The sequence below is a fragment of the Streptomyces sp. NPDC004629 genome, from assembly GCF_042873595.1.
GTDB lineage: Bacteria > Actinomycetota > Actinomycetes > Streptomycetales > Streptomycetaceae > Streptomyces.
This window is the reverse complement of the sequence record NZ_JBIALO010000009.1, coordinates 199,987-214,894: the sequence shown is the minus strand read 5'-3', so window position 1 is coordinate 214,894 and position 14,908 is coordinate 199,987. Positions and strand designations below refer to the sequence as shown.

At 71.8% G+C, this 14,908-nt stretch carries 15 protein-coding genes; 6 read left to right on the top strand and 9 right to left on the bottom strand.

What is annotated here, in order from left to right:
• Positions 1 to 3: 3 nt before the first annotated feature.
• From ACFYTE_RS16135 to ACFYTE_RS16125, 3 genes are read right to left on the bottom strand one after another with little or no spacing between them, the layout of a single operon-like run.
• A complete protein-coding gene (locus ACFYTE_RS16135) occupies positions 4 to 426 on the bottom strand; it encodes a DUF6010 family protein (RefSeq protein ID WP_388709993.1) in 423 nt (140 codons plus the stop codon).
• A complete protein-coding gene (locus ACFYTE_RS16130; protein ID WP_388709991.1) occupies positions 423 to 653 on the bottom strand; it encodes a DUF3817 domain-containing protein in 231 nt (76 codons plus the stop codon). Before ACFYTE_RS16130 ends, ACFYTE_RS16135 begins: the two co-directional genes overlap by 4 nt.
• Positions 654 to 703: 50 nt before the next feature.
• Complete coding sequence (locus tag ACFYTE_RS16125; RefSeq protein ID WP_388709989.1) at positions 704 to 1,531, bottom strand: M55 family metallopeptidase; 828 nt, start codon at positions 1,529 to 1,531, stop codon at positions 704 to 706.
• Between the two features lie 209 nt (positions 1,532 to 1,740).
• Between ACFYTE_RS16125 and ACFYTE_RS16120 the strand changes: the two genes are divergently transcribed.
• Together ACFYTE_RS16120 and ACFYTE_RS16115 are read left to right on the top strand one after the other, a co-directional pair.
• Complete coding sequence (locus ACFYTE_RS16120) at positions 1,741 to 2,112, top strand: YciI family protein (protein WP_388709988.1); 372 nt, start codon at positions 1,741 to 1,743, stop codon at positions 2,110 to 2,112.
• Entirely contained in the window at positions 2,109 to 3,374 is a 1,266-nt protein-coding gene (locus ACFYTE_RS16115; protein ID WP_388709986.1) for an RNA polymerase sigma factor, read from the top strand. The genes ACFYTE_RS16120 and ACFYTE_RS16115 overlap by 4 nt, the downstream gene beginning before the upstream one ends.
• A 6-nt stretch (positions 3,375 to 3,380) precedes the next feature.
• Here the strand turns inward: ACFYTE_RS16115 and ACFYTE_RS16110 are convergent, their stop codons facing one another.
• From ACFYTE_RS16110 to ACFYTE_RS16095, 4 genes are all read right to left on the bottom strand, one after another.
• Positions 3,381 to 4,028 (bottom strand): aspartate/glutamate racemase family protein, encoded by a 648-nt coding sequence (locus ACFYTE_RS16110; RefSeq protein ID WP_388709984.1) that lies wholly within the window; start codon positions 4,026 to 4,028, stop codon positions 3,381 to 3,383.
• 27 nt (positions 4,029 to 4,055) lie between these two features.
• A complete protein-coding gene (locus tag ACFYTE_RS16105) occupies positions 4,056 to 4,820 on the bottom strand; it encodes an AroM family protein (RefSeq protein ID WP_388709983.1) in 765 nt (254 codons plus the stop codon).
• A gap of 145 nt (positions 4,821 to 4,965) precedes the next feature.
• Entirely contained in the window at positions 4,966 to 6,681 is a 1,716-nt protein-coding gene (locus ACFYTE_RS16100) for an OPT family oligopeptide transporter (RefSeq protein ID WP_388709981.1), read from the bottom strand.
• Between the two features lie 133 nt (positions 6,682 to 6,814).
• Complete coding sequence (locus tag ACFYTE_RS16095; protein WP_388709980.1) at positions 6,815 to 7,780, bottom strand: DUF1177 domain-containing protein; 966 nt, start codon at positions 7,778 to 7,780, stop codon at positions 6,815 to 6,817.
• A 345-nt stretch (positions 7,781 to 8,125) separates the two neighbouring features.
• Between ACFYTE_RS16095 and ACFYTE_RS16090 the strand changes: the two genes are divergently transcribed.
• The 3 genes from ACFYTE_RS16090 (at position 8,126) to ACFYTE_RS16080 (ending at position 12,262) form a co-directional block, all read left to right on the top strand.
• The gene (locus tag ACFYTE_RS16090; protein ID WP_388709978.1) at positions 8,126 to 8,944 is read left to right on the top strand and encodes an IclR family transcriptional regulator; all 819 of its coding nucleotides are present in this window, start codon (positions 8,126 to 8,128) and stop codon (positions 8,942 to 8,944) included.
• A gap of 80 nt (positions 8,945 to 9,024) precedes the next feature.
• Positions 9,025 to 9,750, top strand: a complete 726-nt coding sequence (gene pepE / locus ACFYTE_RS16085; RefSeq protein ID WP_388709976.1) for a dipeptidase PepE — start codon at positions 9,025 to 9,027, stop codon at positions 9,748 to 9,750.
• Positions 9,751 to 10,066: 316 nt separating this feature from the next.
• On the top strand, positions 10,067 to 12,262 hold the full coding sequence (locus tag ACFYTE_RS16080) for a beta-L-arabinofuranosidase domain-containing protein (RefSeq protein ID WP_388709975.1): 2,196 nt from the start codon (positions 10,067 to 10,069) through the stop codon (positions 12,260 to 12,262).
• Positions 12,263 to 12,402: 140 nt separating this feature from the next.
• Here the strand turns inward: ACFYTE_RS16080 and ACFYTE_RS16075 are convergent, their stop codons facing one another.
• Positions 12,403 to 13,371, bottom strand: coding sequence for an alpha/beta hydrolase (locus tag ACFYTE_RS16075; protein WP_388709973.1), 969 nt, complete (start codon positions 13,369 to 13,371; stop codon positions 12,403 to 12,405).
• A gap of 92 nt (positions 13,372 to 13,463) precedes the next feature.
• Positions 13,464 to 13,781: a putative quinol monooxygenase gene (locus ACFYTE_RS16070; RefSeq protein ID WP_388709972.1), complete on the bottom strand. Its 318-nt coding sequence runs from the start codon at positions 13,779 to 13,781 to the stop codon at positions 13,464 to 13,466.
• 143 nt (positions 13,782 to 13,924) lie between these two features.
• Between ACFYTE_RS16070 and ACFYTE_RS16065 the strand changes: the two genes are divergently transcribed.
• Positions 13,925 to 14,830, top strand: a complete 906-nt coding sequence (locus tag ACFYTE_RS16065; RefSeq protein WP_388709970.1) for an AraC family transcriptional regulator N-terminal domain-containing protein — start codon at positions 13,925 to 13,927, stop codon at positions 14,828 to 14,830.
• The last annotated feature ends 78 nt before the right edge of the window (positions 14,831 to 14,908 follow it).

The window sequence follows — 14,908 nt, the reverse complement described above, 5'->3', positions numbered from 1 at the left end:
CTATCAAGCCCGTTGCCCCTCCGTGGCGCGGGAACGTGTGAACGGGCCGCGGACGAAGTCGATCAGCGAGGGGCCGCCCCGCAGACACCACAGGGCGATGACGGGATCGCAGATCGCACAGCCCAGGGAGGACGTGTGGGCGAACGGCACGATCGGGTTGCCCTTGAGATGGTGCAGCACGTCCCAGGCGGTGTGCATCAGCCAGGCGATGCCGATGAACGTCCAGGACTCCAGCCCGCGGTAGGCGACATACGTGGCGACGGCGGTGAAAAGGAACTCCCAGCCGCCGAAGCCGCCACCGCTGAGATACGCGGCGCCCGCTCCCGCCACCGTGATCGCGTTGAAGCGGCGCCGGTGCGGTTCACGGATCAGCGACATCAGCAGCGCGTACAGGAGGCCGATCAGGATCGGCATGACGTAGATCATGACTGGGTGGCCTTTTCCGGGTCTTGGCGGGTGGCGCCGGAGCGGTCGAGCAGACGCAGGGCGAGGAGACCGCCGATCCCGGGGATGACGGCGACGGCCTTGGCGGTGGTCGTGGCCTGCCTGAGGCGCCAGGCCGCGATCACGACGAACAGGTAGGCGCAGCCGTGGGTGGGGCCCATCAGGGAGGAGACGGGTTCGAGGTGGGCGGTGGCGATGTTGGCCAGCATGACGACCAGTGAGATCAGTTCCGTGCTTTCGCGGCAGAAATGGCCCGGAATCAGCCGGGATTGGTGGTCGCCAGTTGTGCGAGCAGCAGGACCAGACGGTATGCCTCGGCGAAGTCGGCGGCGGTGAAGGCGACCGTGCGGCCGCCGTCAGCGCGTGACACGCCTGGTACCAGCGTCGCCAGGTCCACCATGAACGGCGCGGACAGGTCGACCTCGACCTCAAGCGGTCCGGCGAGGACCAGCGGCGCCACCCGTGCGCGCCCGCCGACGGCTTCGGCGGCTGCACGGCGCAGCCGGTCCCGCGCCTCCGCGGGATGCAGGGCGACCGCGGCGCCCTGACCGAGGGCCTGCTTGACCGCGACGGTGACCGCGGAGGGAACCAGCGCGCCCAGTTCGGCGCAGGCGCTGTCGTCGCCGCTGAGCAGCACGACCGGCACGCCCAGATGCCCGGCCATGGCGGCGCCGAGACCGATCTCGCCCAGGGAACGCCCGGCCACCCGCACATCGAGGATGCCGTCGTTCATGGTGTGCGCCAGCACGGCCGGGCCGCGACCCGCACGGGCGTGATAGCCGACGAGGAGAAGCGCGTCGGTGTGCTCGTCGAGCCCACCCAGCATCCCCAGCGGTCGGGGCCTGCCGCGAACGAGATGTGCCCGCCGGTCGAGTTCCTCGGGCAGCAGGTTACGGAACGGCCCGTGCGCGTCGGCGACCCTCACCACGGCTGTGGGTTCGGCGTCCAGAACGCCGGCTATCACGCTGTTCGCCTCGGCGGTCATCAACGCGCGACTGCGTTCGTAGTCGTAGCGGTCCGGATTCGTCTCGGAGGGATGCACGATCCCCGAGATGCCTTCCATGTCAACAGAGATCAGCACCTTCATAACTCAGGGAGCCTACGTGCTGTACTGGGCGCCAGGGGCGAGTCGCGTCGTGGTCGGGGAGCGCGGCCGGGCCGGTTCGGGCTGTCGGGCGCACGGCCGGGATCAGTTCGCGGAAAATCTTCCGGTGACGATGTCAAGACCGCGGTGGTGGCTTCGACCATCGGGCGAGGAGGGCCCGGACCGGGCTCGCTGACCATGAGGAGTACGTCATGCAGTTTCTGATCAGCCTGCATATCAACCCTGCCGTGCTGGACGCGTTGACCGACGACGAGAAGGCCGCGATCGGCGAAGGACACGGCAGGTTCATCCAGGCGCTGAAGCAGTCCGGCGAGCTGATCAGCACGCAGGCCCTGGTCGACCCGTCCCAGGCCGCCGTGGTGACCGTGCGGGGCGGCCAGCCGGTGGTCACCGACGGCCCCTTCCTGGAGGCCAAGGAGCACCTGGGCGGCTTCTACCTGCTCGACTGCGAGAACAAGGACCGGGCGATCGAACTGGCCGCCCAGATCCCGGACGCCGCGATCGAAGGTCTGGGCGTCGAGGTGCGGCAGGTGATGTTCGCTGACGGACAATTGGAGGCATGACAGCACCGGACATCGAGGACCTGCTGCGTGAGCTGACGCCGCAGGTCCTCGGCGCGCTGGTACGACGGCACGGGCAGTTCGAGGACTGCGAGGACGCCGTGCAGGAGGCCGTCCTCGCCGCTACCGTGCAGTGGCCGGCCGAGGGAGTACCGAACAATCCGCGCGGCTGGCTGGTGACGGTCGCGTCCCGGCGGCTCATCGACCACGTGCGCAGCGAGCACGCCCGCCGCGAACGGGAGGCCGCGACCGCCACGCAGGCCGCACCCGCCGAGGTGCCGGACACCGACGACACGCTCGTCCTGCTGTTCCTGTGCTGCCATCCGACGCTGACCGCGGCCTCCCAGACCGCCCTGACGCTGCGGGCGGTCGGCGGCCTGAGCACCGCGGAGATCGCCCGCGCGTTCCTGGTGCCGGAGGCCACGATGGCGGCCAGGATCAGCCGGGCCAAGCAACGCATCAAGGCCGCCGGCAGCACGTTCGCCCTGCCGGACGGCGCGGAGCTTGAAGAGCGGTTGCACGTCGTCCTGCATGTGCTCTACCTGATCTTCAACGAGGGCTACACCGCCTCCTCGGGCAGTCGGCTGCACCGGGCCGACCTCGCGCACGAGGCGATCCGGCTGACCAGGACGGTGCATGCACAACTGCCCGAGGACAGCGAGGTGACCGGGCTGCTCGCGCTGATGCTGCTGACCCACGCCCGCCGGGAGGCGCGTACGACCGCGTCCGGCGACCTGGTGCCGCTGGAGGAGCAGGACCGTACGCGATGGGACACCGCGCTGATCGACGAGGGCACCGAACTGGTCAAGGCGGCGCTGGCCGGCCCGGCGCTCGGGCCCTACCAGGTGCAGGCCGCCATCGCCGCCACACACGCCGGCGCGGCCACCGCAGCGGAGACCAACTGGCAGCAGGTACACGCCCTTTACCTGATCCTGGAACGGATCGCGCCCAACCCGATGGTCACCCTCAACCGCGCGATCGCCCTCGCCGAGACCTCGGGCCCTGAGGCCGGGCTGGCCCTGCTGTCCACGTTGGACGGCGATGAGCGGATGGCCGGACACCACCGCCTGCTGGCCGTACGGGGGCATCTGCTGGAGAAGACCGGCGACGCGGCGGGGGCCTACGAGCACTACAGGCGCGCCGCGAAAGCCACCGCCAGCCTCGCCGAGCAACGCTACCTGGAGACCCGGGCAGGCCGGGTGAGACAGCGACGCCCGTGCTCACCCGCCGGCGGCCACGGAACCGAGTATCCCCCGGCTCCGTAGCTCCCCTCAGGCGGTGCGACGGTACGTTGCGATCAGGCCCGCTGCGAGGACCGGGTCCACCACCGGGACGCCGAGGCGCTGTTCCAGGCGTGGGCGGATGCCGATGGACGTCAGACCCGTGCAGGCCAGCAGGAGGGTGTCCGCACCCTGGGCGACCAGGTCCGCCGCCGCGGTCTCTGCGGCGGCGGCGCCCTCCGGCGTGCGCAGTTCCGTGGTGCTGTGCACGCCCTGGGGGCGGATCGAGGCCGTCAAGCGGGTGCCGAGCAGGGCGGCCACGGCGGGCGGGGTCTCGTCCCGAATGCCGAGGACACCGATCCGGCGGCCCAGGGACAGGGCCACGGCGGCCGCGGCCGAACCCGCGCCGATCACGGGGACGCGCACGGCGGCACGGGTGTCGTCCAGGGCCGGGTCGGCCGCACAACTGATGAGGACGGTGTCCACGCCGTCCTCCTCCAGTTCCCGGGCGAGGCGGACGATCTTCGGCTCGGCGCGGCGGTGCGTGGCGTCGTCGTGGATGCCGTGCGGCTGATCGGGGATGCAGCGGGACACCGTGTGCAGGCCGAAGCGCTCGCGGAGCAGATGACCGTGGTCCTCGACCACGGCGAGGTCTTCGCTGGTGAGGACGCGGATGATGCCGACGGTGGGGACGGACACGGGAGACCTCGGTTTCGCTTGGGGGAGTCAGGGGTGGGCGGCCACGACCTCGGCTGCGGCGCGGACGGCCAGCGACCGGGCGAGCAGTACGGGGCGGCCGGCGGCCCGCGCCGCCGTGCGACGCATCTGCTCGGTGTAGCCGATGCAGTCCAGCACCAGCCAGGCCGCTCCGCCGTCGGCCAGTTCCCGGGCCGCCTCGGCGATCTGCCGGTGGGCCTCCTCGGCCGGGGCGTAGGGGTCGGCTCCGGCGGCCGTGACGGATCCGGGAAGCAGTTCGGTCCAGCGCCGGGTGACGTCCGCGACCTGGTCCGGATGCGGGCACACGAGGCCGACCGGGGCGTCACCCACGATCGCGGTCACCGCCCGCTGCACCAGCGGCTCGGCGAAGAGCACCGGCCGTGCGCCGTGGATGGCGGGGAACCGCCCGGTGCACAGCAGCAGGGTCGCCACCGCGCCCTCCGCCTCCGCGCGGGCCACGGCCCGTTGCATCCGGAGGATCAGGGGGCGGTGGCCCAGCACCACCGAACCGCCGTCGCGCAGCCGGGAGACGAGCGGGGCCTCGCCGGGCTCGGGAGCGAGTTCCCGGCGGGTGGCGGCCTCGGTGCCGTGGGTGAAGTCGTCCTCGTCCAGGGCGCCGTGCTCCACGAGGTGTACGCCGGGCAGCAGCGGCTCGGCGTCGGGCCGCAGGTCGGAACGGGGGGCCTGGCCGATGGTGACCAGGCCGAGGGCGGGGCGGCCTGCGGACGGGGGGCCGGCCGGTGCGGCGGGGGCCGGGGGCTGGTTCGGGAACACGGTCACTCCAGCAGATCGGGGCGCACGGGTGCCGGGTGAGGGGCGCCCGAGCGCGGTGGGTGTGGTGGTGCCGGTGGGGCTGAGGGGCCGGCTCGGTGACGCCGGGGCCGGGTGTCACCGAGCCGGCGCCGGCAGCCGCGTGGGGTCAGAGCGCCTTCGTGAGCTTGCTGATGTCGTTGAGCGAGCTGCCCGCGATGAGACCGGCGCCCACCAGGGACATGTCGTTGTCGGACTGCTCGTCGCGGCGGATCCGCTCCGCGGCGGTGCGCACACCCCGGCGGCGCCACCGGGTGTAGCCGTAGCGGACGGCGAGGGCGCCCAGCACCATCCAGCCCGCGTTGGCGGTCGCCACCAGCAGACCCGTGGCGAGCAGGACACCGAGCTGGCGGGAGGAGCCGCCGATGAGCTGGATCAGGGCGCCGGGGATCGCCCACAGCAGCAGGGTGGCCATGGTGTGCGGGTCCAGTCCGGACGTGATGGTGGTGACGTACACCTTGGAGACCGGGGGCACCTTGCCGTCGGTGAAGAAGGTGTGCCAGGCCAGGGCCACCACGCCGAGCGCGACGGCGAAGCCCATCACCTGGGCGATGTACTGCTCACGGCGACCGGACATCTCGTAGGGCTGCCACGGCACGGCGTCCCGGCGCAGCAGCCAGCCCGCCTTGAAGTCGTAGCCGAGGTCGGCGAAGGCCGGTCCGGTGGAGGCGGTGTAGCCGACGAGAAGGGCCAGCGGCACCGTCGGGATGCTGAGGAAGAGGCCCACGATCAGGACGATGAGGGTCACCGCGAAGGCCGGGAACCAGCCCGAGTGCATCGCGGCGAGTCCGACGATCAGCTGATGCACCAGCGCGGCGGCCCCGGCCAGCAGCACCCAGCCGATCAGTCCGGGCACGGTCATCCCACCGATCAGACCGCCGGTGAGGGCGACCACCACCGCTCCCGCGGTGAACAGGACCACGCCCTCCAGCAGGCCGCGCCGCAGCCGGGTCGCGCCGACCGTGCGCGCGGGGGTGCCGTCGTCCTCCGCCTGCGTGGTGCCGGCCTCCTGCGCCGCCCCGGTCTTCCGCCCGCCGCCCCCGCGGCCGCGCATCAGCATCCCGGCCTGGCCCAGGGCGACGAGTCCCGCGCCGATCATCAGGCCGTGCGGGACGAAGGCGCCCGACAGGTCGACATCCAGCAGGGTCGGCGCGTACTGCGCCACCAGCAGACCGATGCCGAACATCAGCAGCGCCCAGACGTTGCCCAGGAAGGCGACCCCGGCCGCGCTGGTCGGGATCTTCATCAGGGCGCCGAGCAGACCGACCACGGCGCTTGCACCCAGGACCACGGCCTTCTTGCCACCGCTGTCGCCGGCCTTGATCGTCTCGGCCGCCGCGATGCCGGCGGGCCAGGCGTTGGTCGCCGGGAGCAGGGTGGAGTCGAAGACCCGGTAAAGGACCCAGCTGTCGACCGCCAGACCGATGGCCGCGCCGCCCAGCATCGGCCACACCAGGTCGGTGCGGCCCAGCGCGAAGGGCACGGCGATCGGCGTCATCAGCGAGTTGGCCGCGGCGAAGGTCGAGCCGGAGACGGCCGACTGTACGAGGTTCTGGCGGTGCAGCGACCGCATCCTGGCCAGGACACCGGCCGGGATGCGTCCGACGAGCATCGCCACCAGGGCGCCGATCACGGCGGTGTTCGGGGACACGCCGAGCGAGGTGATCAGGACGACGCCGATCAGCGCGCCGAGCACGGACAGCAGCACGATGAGGATCGCGGTGACCGGTTCCAGCGCACGGGGGTGCCGTGCGGCGGCCGGTGCGGTCGTGGCTGCGGCGGCGGTCGGCGGGCCGGGTGGACCGGTGGCGGGCGTACGGTGCACGGAGACTCCTGAGGCCGGTTCTCGGGGCGGCGGGAGAGCGGGGACGGACGCCTCGGCTGCCGCAGGGGAGGGGGACGGATGGGGGATGACCACGGACGAATACGGATGAGGGGAGCAGGGGGAGGGCGGTGGATCAGGCGGGCCGGCCCTGCAGGCGCGCCATGGACCCGTACAGCTCGACCAGACGGTCGAACTCCGCGGGGTCGAAGAAGCGGGCTCCGCCCCGGCCGAACTCCTTGGCCGTCTCCAGGGCGAACCGTGCGGCGGCCGCGATGTCGGTCTCGTGACTGGCCCCCGTGGCGCACCCGGCGACCGCCGTACCCGCGGTGATGGCCAGCCCGACCACCGGGGCGCCGGTGGCGACGGCGGGCTGGAGCAGGGAGTTGATGTGGTGGACGTCATTGCCGTACGGGGTGATGTCCTGGGTGGTCACGGGGATGACCCGGGCGGGCTCCCCGGTCACCGTCTCCAGGACCGACAGCAGGTCCTCGCTGACCCGCAGCACCCAGCCCTGCCGAATGGTCGGTGAAAGGGCGATGCCACGGTGGTTGAGCAGCCGGTTCCCCTTGGTCGTGTCGATGGAGACGATCGCGTCCATCTCCTCGCGGACCTCCTCGCGGTTGCACAGCGCGATGTCCACCGGTGAGTCCATGAACGGTACCGGGTCGTGCGGGCGGGTCGGCGCCCAGCCGCAGACATGGGTGGAGAACATCACATCGCCGTCGAGCACATCACCGCGCGCATGCATGTCGAGGAGCTTCGCGGCGGCTGCCAGCGCGGCGACGGCTCCGTCGGCGTCCGAGACCAGGCCGATCCGCTCCGGCCGGGCGCCCACTCCGCCGAGGCGGCCCAGGATGCCCAGGGTCGGGGCGTCACCGCCGGACAGCCGCCCGGACCGGCCGGGAACCGTCACGCTGACGAAGTCGGTGCTGCCCTTGTCGCCCGCGACGGTCCGCACCTCGATGGTGGGCCGGGGGGCTACGGCGTCGGCGTCGGCCGGTACGGCGGCCAGGACCCGCCGGAGGTGGTCGGCGAGCAGGTCGCCGCTGGTCTGCGGACGGTCGAGGAGTTCGATGACGTCGATCACGTGCTTGAGCAAGGGAGCGCCTCTCGGGGTGCCGGGCCGGGGCCGGGGGAACGGCGAACACAGTCGGCCGGGTGGAACGGGTCGTGCGGATACGCGCCGGGCGGGACCGCCGGGTCAGCCGGGTCCGCACGGCCGCGGCGCCCTGTGCCGCGGGCCTCGCCTGAGGCGAGGCCAGGTGGCCGGCGCGCGGGTGGCCTCGGGCCGCCGACGGTGGGGGTGGCCGTCGGTCCTGCCCGGGAACGCGGGCGCCGGATCCGGCGTCGCGGTGCCGGTGGAGTTCCGGCGGTCACAGAGTTCTTCGGAAAGTCGCTGAGCGCAATCATCTCCCGATATCAGAGAAGCGTTACCCTGTGTCTCATGACCGAACATGTTCCGGCAACCTCCGCGGAGACCGCGCGCCCCCCGCTGCAGACCGCGGACCGGCTGCTCAGCGTGCTGCAGTCCTTCGACCGCGAGCATCCCGAGTGGGGTGTCTCCGACATCGCCAAGGAGTTCGGCCTGGACAAGTCGGTGGCCCAGCGGCTGCTGGCCGCGCTCGCCTACCGGGGATTCCTCGTCTCGGACCCGCGCTCCCGCCGCTACCGGCTCGGGCCCGCGGTCTGGCACCTGGCCCATGGCTGGGAACGGGACGGCGGGCTGGCCCGGCTGGTCGGGCCACCGCTCCAGGCGCTGGCCGCCGACACGGGAGTGTCCACCTTGTTCGCGGTGCCCGACGGGATCCATATGCGGTGCGTGGCCTCCGCCGAGGGAGCCGAAGGCCCCCTGCGGGTGGACGGCCTTGCCGGGGAGCTGTACCCCGCGCACGCCGGAGCCACCTCCCGCGCCTACTTCGGCATGCTGACCCCCAGGGACCGCGCCGCGCTGCTCTACACGCGCCCGATGGCCCGCTTCAGCGAGCGGACCGTCGTCGAACCGGCCGCCCTGGAAGAGCGGTTCGCCGAAGTACGCCGCGACGGACACGCGTACTCGGAGGGGGAGTACGATCCTGACACCGCCGCGCTCGCCGTCCCGGTCGCGGTGGGCCGTCGCGCCGTCGGTACCCTCAGCCTCGTCGCTTCCACCGACGCACTGCGCTCCCGGCGCGCGGAACTCGTCGGCCCGCTGCTGCGCGGCGCCGTCGAACTGGGCAGGCTGCTCACCCCCCGCCGCCCCAGCCCGGCCGCCGGAGCCCACTGACCGCCGCCACAGCGGTACGACGTGCTGCCCGGCCGCGCCCGGACCCGGTCGCACCACCACCACCCTCGGAAGGAACCACCGTGAAGCTGCTGCTCCTGTCCAACTCCACCGCCCCCGGCCGCGGTTACCTTGAGCATGCGCTGGACGAGATCCTCGACGCCCTCGGCACGGTCCGCCGGCTGGTCTTCGTGCCGTACGCGCTCGCGGACCACGACGCGTACACCGGCAAAGTGGCCGCCGCCCTGGAACCCCTCGGCATCGAGGTGACGGGTGTCCACACCGCCGCGGATCCGGTGGCCGCCGTGCGCGAGGCCGACGCCGTGTTCGTCGGCGGCGGAAACAGCTTCCGGCTGCTCACGGCACTGCACACGCGCGGCCTCGTCACGGCGATACGGGACCGGGTGGCGGACGGGGCGGTGTATCTGGGCTCAAGCGCCGGGACGAACATGGCCTGCCCGACCGTGCGCACCACCAACGACATGCCGATCGTCCAGCCCCCGACCTTCGAGGCGCTGGGCCTGCTGCCCTTCCAGATCAACCCGCACTACCTGGACGCCTCGCCGGACTCGACACACATGGGCGAGACCCGCGCCGAGCGCCTTGAGCAGTTCCTGGAGGAGAACGACGTCCCTGTGGTCGGTCTGCGCGAGGGCACCTGGCTGCGCCGTGCGGACGACCGCCTCACCCTGGGCGGCACCTCGGCCGGCGCCGTGCTCTTCCGCCGCGGCGAAACCCCCGAGGAGTTGGCGGCGGGCCGCGACCTCAGCCACCTGCTCACCCTCCCCGCCCGCTTCGACCGCCGCTGACCCCTTCGGGGGTACGCCCGCCGCGCGACGGGTCCGGTCCCATTGACACTCTGGAAGCGGCTCACTTACTGTCTACCAGGAATTCGAACAGCATTCGATATATCGAACAGCCCGAAGAGTCGCCTCCCGTACGGCCTGCAAGGGCGCGGCCCGTGCCGCGCCGGCACCGCTCGTCGCACTCACGCACCCGCACCGCACGTATCTCCGGAATGTCATGGTCGCGTCCTCGGCCGGGAGACCGGCGGACCACCTAGCGCCTGTCCGCGGCGCCTGCGGCCGGAGCATCGTGGCTTCCGCTGTTGCCGAGGAGACCGTCATGTCCGAACTCCCGCGCCGCGACGCCCTGCGGCTGACCGCACTCGCCACCGCCATCCCCGCGTTCCAGGCCATGTTCCCGGCGACGGCCGGGGCGGCGACACCCCCGACCGCCGAGACGGCGGCCGGACTCTCCGCGGCCGACGCGGCACAGGCCACCCAACTCCCCACGCCCTCCTCCTGGATCGTCAAGCCGTTCGACAACACACGCGTGACGCTCGCACCGAGCCTCTTCGCCGACAACCGCGACCGGGTGCTGAACTTCCTGCGGGCCTACTCGGCCGACCGCATGCTCGCCGTCTTCCGCACCAACGCGGGACTCGACACCCACGGCGCCCAGCCACCCGGCGGCTGGGAGACCGCGGACGGCAACCTGAGGGGCCACTTCGCCGGGCACTTCCTCAGCGCCCTCAGCCTCGCGTACGCCGGATCCGGCGAGCGGGCCTACAAGGACAAGGCCGACTACATGGTGGGAGCGCTCGGCGAGTGCCAGGACGCACTGGCCGCGCTGGTCGGCACGGACGACCCGGCGGCGCCGAGCCGCGCCGGCTACCTGGCCGCATACCCGGAGACGCAGTACGTCCTGCTGGAGCAGTACGCCACCTATCCGAGCATCTGGGCGCCCTGGTACACCTGCCACATGATCATGCGGGGACTGCTCGACGCCTACCAACACGCGGGCAACGAACAGGCGTTGCGGATCGTCCTCGGGATGGGCGACTGGGCCCACAGCAGGCTCGGCCACCTGCCGAGGACACAGCTCGACCGGATGTGGAAGATCTACATCGCGGGCGAGTACAACGCGATGCCGGTGGTCATGGCCGACCTGTACGCCCTCACCGGCGAGGAGAAGTACCTGACGACCGCGAAGTGCTTCGACAACACCTACCTGTTCGAGGCCGCCGTGGCGAACGAGGACACCCTCGACGGGGAGCACGCCAACCAGCACATCCCGCAGTACCAGGGGTACTTGCAGATATACGAACAGACCGGGGAGCGGCAGTACCTCGCCGCGGCCAGGAACTTCTGGCACATGGTGGTGCCGCACCGCACCTACGTGGACGGCGGCATGGCCGGCTCGGGCGAGATCTTCGGCGCGCGGGACGTCATCGCCGCGACCATCCAGCGGGACAACGCCGAGACCTGCTGCGTCTACAACATGCTCAAACTGAGCCGGAGCCTGTTCTTCCACACCGCCGACCCGAAGTACATGCAGTACTACGAGCGGACCCTGTACGGCCAGATCCTCGGCTCACGGCGCAACACATCGAGCGACACCAACCCGTTGCTCACCTACTTCGTGCCCGTGAATCCGGGCGCCCACCGGTCGTACGGCAACATCGGCACCTGTTGCGGCGGTACCGGTCTCGAAACCCACGCCAAGTTCCAGGACTCCGTCTACTTCAGCTCCACGGACGGCTCGACCCTCTATGTGAACCTCTATCTCCCGTCCGCTCTCGACTGGCCGGAGCGCGGGCTGACCATCACCCAGTCCACCGACTATCCGACCGACCCGGCCGGTACCAGCACCCTGACCATCACCGGGAACGCACACCTCGACCTCAGGCTGCGCGTCCCCTACTGGGCCGAGCGCGGTTTCACCGTCCACGTCAACGGGGTCCGGCAGCGGGTGGCCGCCACGCCCGGCAGCTATGTCTCCCTGAGCCGACGCTGGCGGACGGGCGACCGGGTGGACATCGCCGCGCCGTTCACCCTGCGCATCGAACGTGCTCTGGATGACCCGGCCACCCAGGCGGTCGCCTACGGTCCCGTGCCCCTCGTGATCCGGAGTTCCGCGACGGACTACCAGAACCTGACCCTGTACCGGGATTACCCCCTCAGCCGTGATCTGAGCCGGGTGATCCGTCCGACGGGGGAGCCGATGACCTTCACCGTCGGCGGTCTGACCCTGGCGCCCTTCTACATCAACACCACCGACGGCTATCACATGTACTTCAAGCGCGCCGAACCCGAGATCGTCTTCGGCGCCACCGGCACCGGCATCGAGAACCGGGCCGATGCCGCGGGGCTGACGTTCCTCGACGAGGTCTGGGACCGGGGCCCGTTCCGGAACAGAGGCGATCTGGTGCGGGCGGTCGCCGAGGTCGCCGAAGACCGCACCGTCGCAGGGGACTTGACGCCCCGTCAGCGCCGGGTGCTGATCGAGGCGGCAGCCCGAGCAAAGCTGCCTTCCTGAGCCCTGACCGTGGCAAACGCCACGCACACCCACGCCGGGGACACATCGTCGTCGACGCCCCCGCCGCTGTGCTCCGCCGACGTTGTACGCGACGTCGGCGGAGCAGCCTCGGCGAGGCGTCCGGCGTCCGGCGTCCGGCGTCAGGCGTCGGGGCCCGACGGCAGGACCCGGGCGAGCCAGTCGGTGCGGGTCCGGCGGGCCGTCGCCGAGATGTCCGCCTGCGGGTACAGCGCGTCGAATCCGTGGAAGCCGCCCGCCCAGACGTGGAGTTCGGCCTGGCCGCCGGCCGCCCAGATACGGGTGGCGTAGTCGGTGTCCTCGTCGCGGAAGACCTCGGCGGAGCCGGTGTCGAGGTAGGTGGTCGGCAGGCCGGAGAGGTCGTCGGCCAGGGCGGGCGAGACATGGGCGGGCACCTCGTCGTCGGTGAGGTCGCCGAGCACGGCGCGCCATCCGAACGCGTTCATCTCGCGGGTCCACACGCCGGGCTCGCCGGAGTACTGCCGGCTGGAGGTGGTGGTGTTGCGGTGGTCGAGCATGGGGCAGATGAGCACCTGTGCGGCGAGCGCCGGGGCGCCGAGGTCGCGGGCCAGCAGGGTGACGCCGGCGGCGAGGCCGCCGCCCGCGCTGGCGCCCGCGACGACGATCCGGGAGGGGTCGATGCCCAGTTCGGCGGCGTGTTCGGCGACCCAGAGCAGCCCCTGGTAGCAGTCCTCGACCAGCGTGGTGCCGGTGACCTCGGGTGCGAGCCGGTAGTCGACGGAGACCACCACCGCGCCCAACTCGTCGAGCCACTCCAGCGGGATGTCGATCTGGGAGAAGCGGTCGCCCATGACCATCCCGCCGCCGTGCATCCAGTAGACGCAGGGCGCGGCCGCGGTACGGTCCTGGTCCGCAGGGCTGAAGACCGACAGGGGGATGGGGGTGCCGTCCTCGGCGGGCACGGTCACCTCGCGCCGGTCGACCCGCCGGTCGGCGAGCAAGGTGTCGACGGGCGTCGGCGGGAACGCGCGCAGCTGGGCGAGCACTTCCGGGCTGAGTTCGGACATGAGGGGCATGTCGGCCAGCAGCTCGCGCAGTTCGGGGTCGAGGGCGGGTCGCGGCGTGGTCATGATGGCTGCCTTTCGCGGGGTGGTGCCGTGGGGCGGGGAAGGGGCCGCCCCGCCAGGTGCGAGGCGGCGGGACGGTGGGCGCGTTCGGTGGGTCAGAAGGCGGCCTTGCCGCGGACCGGGACGTAGTCGGTGTACTCGGACTCCTTGGCCAGCAGCGGGTCGATCCGCGCCACGATGGCCTGGGCGGCTTCGCCGGCGAAGACGCGGTGGTGGTCCTCCTCGCTGGTCCAGCCTTCGGTGACGTGGACGACGTCCGGGTCGGAGGCGGAGCGGGAGACGAGGTAGACGAGGCAGTGTTCGCTCGCGCCGGGGCTGCCGTCGTCCAGACCGGTCAGCAGCAGGTCGACGAGCTGGTCGCCCAGTCCGGGCCAGGCGGTCAGCGTGGCGTTGAAGCCGTATCCGGCGATCATGGAATCCTTCTTCCCTGCGGTGGAGTGCGGTGATTCCATTCAACCGGTCTGACCTGCGAAAACATTAGAACGATGCTCGCTTGGGCTTGCACGATCCTCGCGGTCACGGGAGTCACGGCCGGGGGCGGTGGTGCAATGGACGCATGAGCCTCGACGAGTTCCGCACCCTGCTGACCCGGCATGCCCGGCCCAACTGGACCACCGCCATCGACGGCGTCCTCATCTCCAGGGTCGACCGTCCTGACCCGCCGGCACCTTCCATGTCCGGGACGGTCCTGGCGGTCATCGCCCAGGGCGCCAAACGCCTCGCCCTCGGCGACCGGGTCTACGAGTACGGGCCCGGGCAGTACCTGGTCGCATCCGTCGACCTGCCCGTGACCGGGCAGTTCACCCGGGCCGATGCCAAGGAGCCGGCGCTGGGATTCGGTCTCACGCTGGAACCGTCCGCCGTCGCCGAACTGCTGCTGCAGGCCGGTCCCGGCGACACCCCCCGCGCCGGCGGGGGCACGCCCTCGGGGATCGCCGTCAGCGACGCCTCGCCCGCCCTGCTCGACGCGGTGGTCCGGCTGCTGCGCCTGCTCGACGAGCCCCGCGACCGCGCCGTGCTCGCCCCCCTCGTCAAACGCGAGATCCTGTGGCGGGTGATCACCGGCGAGCAGGGTGCGACGGTGCGTCAGCTCGGACTCGCCGACAGCAGCCTCAGCCATGTCTCCCGGGCCGTGCGCTGGATCCGCGAGCACTACGCGCAGCCCTTCCGGGTCGAGGACGTGGCGCGGCGGTCCGGCATGAGCGTCTCCGCCTTCTATCGCAACTTCCAGGCGGTGACCGCGATGAGCCCCATCCAGTTCCAGAAGCAGATCCGGCTCCAGGAGGCCCGACTGCTGCTCGCCACCCACCCGGGCGACGTCACCGGAGTCGGCCATCGCGTCGGCTACGACAACCCGTCACAGTTCAGCCGCGAGTACCGCCGCCAGTTCGGCGCGCCCCCGAGCCGGGACGCCGCCCGGCTGCGCCAGGCCGTGCGCACCCCCACGGGTGTGCTGCCCTGAATGACGGCTGGAGGACGGAGGAGGATCGTGCAACAGCGAGCGAGGATACTGCGCACACCGTGTGCGGGCGTTCTGCCC

Excerpts from the sequence above, each read along its gene's own strand:
- ACFYTE_RS16135 (WP_388709993.1), bottom strand. The coding sequence starts at position 426 with ATGATCTACGTCATGCCGATCCTGATCGGCCTCCTGTACGCGCTGCTG.
- ACFYTE_RS16075 (WP_388709973.1), bottom strand. The coding sequence starts at position 13,371 with ATGACCACGCCGCGACCCGCCCTCGACCCCGAACTGCGCGAGCTGCTG.
- ACFYTE_RS16115 (WP_388709986.1), top strand. The coding sequence starts at position 2,109 with ATGACAGCACCGGACATCGAGGACCTGCTGCGTGAGCTGACGCCGCAG.
- ACFYTE_RS16125 (WP_388709989.1), bottom strand. The coding sequence starts at position 1,531 with ATGAAGGTGCTGATCTCTGTTGACATGGAAGGCATCTCGGGGATCGTG.
- ACFYTE_RS16080 (WP_388709975.1), top strand. The coding sequence starts at position 10,067 with ATGTCCGAACTCCCGCGCCGCGACGCCCTGCGGCTGACCGCACTCGCC.
- ACFYTE_RS16130 (WP_388709991.1), bottom strand. The coding sequence starts at position 653 with ATGCTGGCCAACATCGCCACCGCCCACCTCGAACCCGTCTCCTCCCTG.
- ACFYTE_RS16090 (WP_388709978.1), top strand. The coding sequence starts at position 8,126 with ATGACCGAACATGTTCCGGCAACCTCCGCGGAGACCGCGCGCCCCCCG.
- ACFYTE_RS16070 (WP_388709972.1), bottom strand. The coding sequence starts at position 13,781 with ATGATCGCCGGATACGGCTTCAACGCCACGCTGACCGCCTGGCCCGGA.
- ACFYTE_RS16065 (WP_388709970.1), top strand. The coding sequence starts at position 13,925 with ATGAGCCTCGACGAGTTCCGCACCCTGCTGACCCGGCATGCCCGGCCC.
- ACFYTE_RS16120 (WP_388709988.1), top strand. The coding sequence starts at position 1,741 with ATGCAGTTTCTGATCAGCCTGCATATCAACCCTGCCGTGCTGGACGCG.